At 61.9% G+C, this 5,480-nt stretch carries 6 protein-coding genes and 2 pseudogenes; 5 read left to right on the top strand and 3 right to left on the bottom strand.

Annotated features, from left to right (window positions below):
• Positions 1-312: ATP-binding cassette domain-containing protein (locus tag EN738_RS30025; RefSeq protein ID WP_127286792.1), on the bottom strand; the 312-nt coding region annotated here is incomplete at its 3' end.
• A 62-nt stretch (positions 313-374) separates the two neighbouring features.
• On the bottom strand, positions 375-608 hold the full coding sequence (locus EN738_RS30020) for a hypothetical protein (protein WP_245494812.1): 234 nt from the start codon (positions 606-608) through the stop codon (positions 375-377).
• Positions 609-805: 197 nt separating this feature from the next.
• On the opposite strand from EN738_RS30020, the pseudogene EN738_RS30015 reads away from it, so the two are divergent.
• The 3 genes and pseudogenes from EN738_RS30015 to EN738_RS30005 all read left to right on the top strand — a co-directional run bounded on the left by EN738_RS30015 (position 806) and on the right by EN738_RS30005 (position 3,137).
• Positions 806-1,536, top strand: a pseudogene (locus EN738_RS30015) (rhomboid family intramembrane serine protease).
• A gap of 198 nt (positions 1,537-1,734) precedes the next feature.
• Entirely contained in the window at positions 1,735-2,559 is an 825-nt protein-coding gene (locus EN738_RS30010; protein ID WP_127286791.1) for an SDR family NAD(P)-dependent oxidoreductase, read from the top strand.
• A 146-nt stretch (positions 2,560-2,705) separates the two neighbouring features.
• A complete protein-coding gene (locus EN738_RS30005; protein ID WP_126054363.1) occupies positions 2,706-3,137 on the top strand; it encodes a CBS domain-containing protein in 432 nt (143 codons plus the stop codon).
• A 60-nt stretch (positions 3,138-3,197) separates the two neighbouring features.
• Here the strand turns inward: EN738_RS30005 and EN738_RS30000 are convergent, their stop codons facing one another.
• A complete protein-coding gene (locus EN738_RS30000) occupies positions 3,198-3,455 on the bottom strand; it encodes a YjhX family toxin (protein WP_127286790.1) in 258 nt (85 codons plus the stop codon).
• A 282-nt stretch (positions 3,456-3,737) separates the two neighbouring features.
• Here EN738_RS30000 and gatB point away from each other — a divergent pair, with 282 nt between their 5' ends.
• Positions 3,738-5,237 carry an Asp-tRNA(Asn)/Glu-tRNA(Gln) amidotransferase subunit GatB gene (gene gatB / locus EN738_RS29990; protein ID WP_127286789.1) on the top strand — a complete coding sequence of 500 codons (1,500 nt, stop codon included), beginning with the start codon at positions 3,738-3,740 and terminating at the stop codon, positions 5,235-5,237.
• 4 nt (positions 5,238-5,241) lie between these two features.
• Positions 5,242-5,480: pseudogene (locus tag EN738_RS29985) on the top strand (GNAT family N-acetyltransferase); the annotation flags it as partial.

Below are 5,480 nucleotides of genomic sequence, written 5' to 3'. Positions count from 1 at the left end.
GGCGACGGTCAACCCGGCAGCCCCCGCCTGGTCTGTCGCTTGATGCACCGTCGCAATGCCGGCGGCTTTGGCGGCGCTGGGCGAGGCGAAGGTGATCGCCTTGCCGCCTAGCGTGATCGTGCCCGCATCCGGCGTGTGCGAACCCGACAGGATCTTCACCAAGGTCGATTTGCCGGCGCCGTTGGCGCCCATCAGCGCCACGATCTCGCCGGAGGCGACGGCAAGGTCGGCGCCGGCGAGCGCACGCGTCGGGCCGAAGGATTTCTCGATGCCGGCAACGGAGACGGCGATGGCGGAGGCGGCTTGTGGCAAGGTGCGTTGGCTTCGGCTGGTGGGCTGCGTTGGGTGGGGCGGCGGGTGACGCTTGTCACCCCTCATATTCCAAGATCGCTGGTCCGGCATTGTGGTCTGGCGAATAGACGATGCCGTTGGCGTCGACGAACGTCGGTCGACTGGATCACCTGCGGCTGCTTCGGGCGCTTGTCGACCATGCCGGCAGGCGCCGCCGGGACCAGCGCGCCGGTTTCCATCGGCCTGTAGGGGTCGGATATGTCGAACACGCGCATGCCGGCATTCTGATAGGTGGCCCCTTTGAAAATCGGCCGCATTCTAGGAAGGGGTCTTGTTGCTTCCGAGAACACGCGTTGCGAGTTTCGCGAACGCCAGAGCATTTCCGCTTCGTTTCCTTTCGGTTTCGTAGCAATTGAAAGCGAGGCTGCGCCGGGTGCCGTGGGGGGAACAGAAGTGTTTCAACCTTGGCGACCTTGCTCTAAAGCTCGCCAATCGAATCCCTGGACCGTTGTGAATGAGCGAACCGGTTAGCCCTTCGGAAATCGAACAGACGGATGACGCGCCCGAGCCGCGCCGCGAACCGATATTCAATCTGCCGCCGGTGGTGCTGGCGGTGATCGGCATCTGCGTCGTCGTCCACCTGATCCGCGTTTACACGCTCACCGACGATCAGGATTTCGCCCTGCTGGTGCGGGCAGCGTTCATCCCGGTGCGCTATTCCGGCCGCTACGATCTCGATGTCTATGCTTTCACCAGCCCCTTCACCTATGCCTTCCTGCATGGCGGGCTCGCGCATCTCGTGATCAACATGGTGTGGCTGGCCGCTTTCGGCTCGCCGTTGGCGAACCGCTACGGCGCGCTTCGCTTCGCGCTGTTCTTCGGGGCGACCGGGCTTGCGGCGGTTGCGTTGTTCTTTGCCTTGCATCCGCTCGAGCAGACGCCGCTGGTCGGCGCGTCGGGGGCGATCTCGGGCATGATGGGAGCGGCCGCGCGCTACGGCTTCCGTGTCGATCGCTCGTCCGGCCATGCGGCCTTCGCCGGAGCGCCGCTGCCGATCGGCGCGGTGCTGCGCTCGCGCGGCGTCATGACTTTTCTTGGCGTCTGGATGGTCATCAACCTCGTCACCGGACTTGTCGGCTTTGCTCCCGGCATCGACGGCCAGATCGCCTGGGAGGCCCATATGGCGGCTTCGTCGCCGGCTTTTTCGGGGTGCGCGTTTTCGACCGCCGCGAGCGGACGCCCTGAGCGATCCCTGCTGCGGGCCAAGACGTGAGGTTTCCGAGCGCCATTCTTGCTCCGATTGCATCCCTTCGAAGCCTATTTATTGGAATCTCTCCATCATTCTAATGCTTTGGAACGTTGGCTTACCACCACTTTACACCTTTTCGTCATCTTGCATCGCGCTCCGCCACACGCATACATTGTGGAAAGGAAGCTAGGACGATGTCCAAATCCAACAATCTCGGGAAAGCCGAGGCCGCCATCGCAGGCGATGTTGGCCCCGATACGCAGGCCAAGGATCCTGCGAGCCCTTTGTTCAGCAAGAAACTCTATCAGCAGTGCGCCCTGGTCGCCGGAGCAAGCGGCGGGATTGGCAGATGCATTTCCTTGGCCCTGGCAATGGCTGGGGCGCGTTTATGTCTAGTGGGTCGAGACGAAAGTCGACTAAATTGCACAGCCGATCTCTGCAGGCCGTTTGGGCAACAAGTCAATATCAGGATATGCGATCTAACTGATGAAACAGCGATCAAACAATTGTGTCGTTGTATTGATCGGGCATTCGGCCGCCTTGACATACTGGTTCACTGCGCTGGAATCATAAGTCACGGAAAATTGGAAGAGGCCGCTGCGAAGCAGATCGATTTGCAATATGCCGCCAATGTGCGTGGGCCTCTGGTCCTTACACAGAAAGCGCTGCCTCTCCTTAGGCGACCCAGAGGTCAAATTGTCTTCATCAACTCAAGCGCGGGGCTGACTTGCGCAGCAGGACGAGGCCATTTCGCGGCTACCCAACATGCGCTCAAATCCATTGCCGACACCCTCAGGCAGGAGGTCAATGGGGACGATGTGCGCGTTCTCAGCGTATTTCCGGGCCGCACAGCGACGACCAGAACCGAAAATTTATGTGTGAACGAGGGACGAGCTTTCGAGCCAGATCTGCTACTCCAACCGGAGGATGTCGCCGCAATCGTGATTGATTCACTTACGCTCCCGTGGACCGCCGAGGTAACGGAGATCAGCATTCGGCCGATGAAGAAATCCTACTGAGATAGCGATCCGTCGGACTGCCGCGACGCGGCAGGCCAGACAGGCCGCGCCGCACTTGAAATGCAAACAATCACGGCGCACCATGTTCACCGGAACGTGAATGCCGGTCAGGGCAGGAACCGGCAGCAAAAGCTGAGGAGGACGCCATGACTGTTAAGGCAATTCTCGAGAAGAAGGGCCATGACGTGTTGACGCTCGGGCCGAACGAAAAGCTGAGCGAGGCCATTCGCATCCTGACCGAACACAGGATCGGCGCGCTGGTCATCACCAATGGCGACCACAAGATCGTCGGCATCCTCTCCGAGCGCGATATCGTGCGCGTGCTGGCCAAGGAAGGTGCTGCGGCGCTCGATATTGCGGTGCGTTCGGCGATGACGCCGAAGGTGAAGATCTGCAACGAGAACCACACCGTCAACGAGGTGATGGAGATCATGACCAAGGGCCGCTTCCGCCATCTGCCGGTGGAAAAGGACGGCCTGCTCTATGGCATCGTGTCGATCGGCGACGTCGTCAAGCGTCGCATCGAGGATGTCGAGCGCGAGGCCGAGGAGATCAGGGCCTATATCGCCACCGCCTAGCGGACGCACAGACGATCCGCCGGCCGCTGCCGGTCGGCGGAAGTTGAGGCGCGAACGCCTCTATCTGTTGTCGAGTTCGGCGCGTACGAGTTCGAGCCCGCGCCGGGTGATGCGGTAGGGGCCGCCACCCGACGAGGACACCGCCTTCTTCCGTCTCAGTTTTCGAAAGAGCTCGAGATCGACGCCTGGGTAGCGCCAGCCGTCGCGGGTCAGGCATTGGACCGAAGCGATCTTCTTACTGGCATTCTTTTCCATTTCGATGCGCCCGCCCTGCGCGAGCAGGTGCAGGATGCGCTGTTCAATGCGCGAAATGTCCATCTGGAGAATTCCCGGGAAAACAACAAAAGCCGCCGCCGCGGGATTTCGCGGCACGGGGTTTCAGGTTTTGTCGCCCTGCCTCGCTACGAGGTCAGGGCCTTACCGGGACTGAGCGTAAGTGGACATCCACTCTCCATTGGATGGACGTCCTATAAGCGAAGGCGGCCGAAAAGGCCAGCATGCGGGCTTTGCGCTTGTCTGATGGAGCGGATTGCACTAGCGAAGGCCAACACCCAAATTCGCGAAAATCGCAAATCTCGCGAGCCAGAAGCGCAGGCCACCATGAGCATCATCGATACCCGCACGCCCGACGCAAAACGCCTGATCCCCGGCGCCACCGGCGACTGGGAAGTCATCATCGGCCTCGAAGTGCATGCCCAGGTCACCTCAGAGGCCAAGCTGTTCTCCGGGGCGGCGACCTCTTTCGGCGCGGCGCCCAATGCCAATGTCAGCCTGGTCGACGCGGCGATGCCCGGCATGCTGCCCGTCATCAATGAGGAATGCGTCAAGCAGGCAATCCGCACCGGCCTCGGCCTGAAGGCCGAGATCAATCACAAGTCGGTCTTCGACCGGAAGAACTATTTCTATCCGGACCTGCCGCAGGGCTACCAGATTTCGCAGTTCAAGCAGCCGATCGTCGGTGAGGGCAAGGTCATCGTCTCGGTTGGCCCGGACCGGCAGGGCGAGTTCGAGGACATCGAGGTCGGCATCGAGCGGCTGCATCTGGAGCAGGATGCCGGCAAGTCGATGCACGACCAGCATCCGACCATGTCCTATGTCGATCTCAACCGTTCCGGCGTGGCGCTGATGGAGATCGTCTCCAAGCCCGACATGCGCTCGGCCGACGAGGCCAAGGCCTATGTGACCAAGTTGCGCACCATCGTGCGTTATCTCGGCACCTGCGACGGCAACATGGACGAAGGCTCGCTGCGCGCCGACGTCAACGTCTCGGTGCGCAAGCCGGGCGGCGACTTCGGCACGCGCTGCGAGATCAAGAACGTCAACTCGATCCGCTTCATCGGCCAGGCCATCGAATACGAGGCGCGCCGACAGATCGCCGTCCTCGAGGATGGCGGCAAGATCGATCAGGAAACGCGGCTGTTCGACCCCAACAAGGGCGAGACGCGTTCGATGCGCTCCAAGGAAGAGGCGCATGACTACCGCTATTTCCCCGACCCGGATCTTCTGCCACTTGTATTCGACCAGGCCTATGTCGACGCGCTGGCCAAGGACCTGCCGGAACTGCCGGACGACAAGAAGGCAAGGCTGATAGCGGCGCTCGGCCTGTCGACCTACGACGCCTCGATCCTGGTGTCGGAAAAGCCGATCGCCGACTATTTCGAGAAGGTGGCTGCCGGGCGCGATGGCAAACTCGCCGCCAACTGGGTCATCAACGATCTGCTCGGCGCCCTCAACAAGGCCGGCAAAGACATCGAAAACGCTCCGGTTTCGCCCGAGCAGCTCGGCGCCGTCCTCGACCTGATCAAGGAAGGCACGATCTCCGGCAAGATCGCCAAGGACCTGTTCGAGATCGTCTGGAACGAGGGCGGCGATCCGCGCGCGCTCGTCGAAAGCCGCGGCATGAAGCAGGTCACCGACACCGGCGCCATCGAGAAGGCGGTGGATGAGGTGATCGCCGCCAATCCGGACAAGGTTGAGCAGGCGCGCGCCAAGCCGACCATGGCCGGCTGGTTCGTCGGCCAGGTGATGAAGGCGACCGGCGGCAAGGCCAATCCGCAGGCCGTCAACGACCTGGTCAAGGCCAAGCTCGGCATCGAATAAAGCGATGTTCGTCCGTACCGCCAGCGAGCGCGATCTTGTTGCGATCCGCGCGCTGCTGGTCGAGACGTGGCACGCGACCTATGACGCCATCTATGGCGTCGAAAGGGTGACGGCGATCACCGACGACTGGCATTCGATCGCCTCGCTGAAGGCGCGGCTGACGCGGCCGAACTCCGAATTCCTGGTCGCCGACGACGGCAAGCGGCTCGGCGGCATGGCTTTCGCCGCCGCCACCACCCCCCC

The organism is Mesorhizobium sp. M4B.F.Ca.ET.017.02.2.1 (genome assembly GCF_003998955.1).
GTDB classification, from domain to species: domain Bacteria; phylum Pseudomonadota; class Alphaproteobacteria; order Rhizobiales; family Rhizobiaceae; genus Mesorhizobium; species Mesorhizobium abyssinicae.
Note: the sequence above shows the minus strand (reverse complement) of the source record. Positions and strands in the feature narration are given on the sequence as shown.

Excerpts from the sequence above, each read along its gene's own strand:
- EN738_RS30020 (WP_245494812.1), bottom strand. The coding sequence starts at position 608 with ATGCGGCCGATTTTCAAAGGGGCCACCTATCAGAATGCCGGCATGCGC.
- EN738_RS30010 (WP_127286791.1), top strand. The coding sequence starts at position 1,735 with ATGTCCAAATCCAACAATCTCGGGAAAGCCGAGGCCGCCATCGCAGGC.
- EN738_RS30005 (WP_126054363.1), top strand. The coding sequence starts at position 2,706 with ATGACTGTTAAGGCAATTCTCGAGAAGAAGGGCCATGACGTGTTGACG.
- EN738_RS30000 (WP_127286790.1), bottom strand. The coding sequence starts at position 3,455 with ATGGACATTTCGCGCATTGAACAGCGCATCCTGCACCTGCTCGCGCAG.
- gatB (WP_127286789.1), top strand. The coding sequence starts at position 3,738 with ATGAGCATCATCGATACCCGCACGCCCGACGCAAAACGCCTGATCCCC.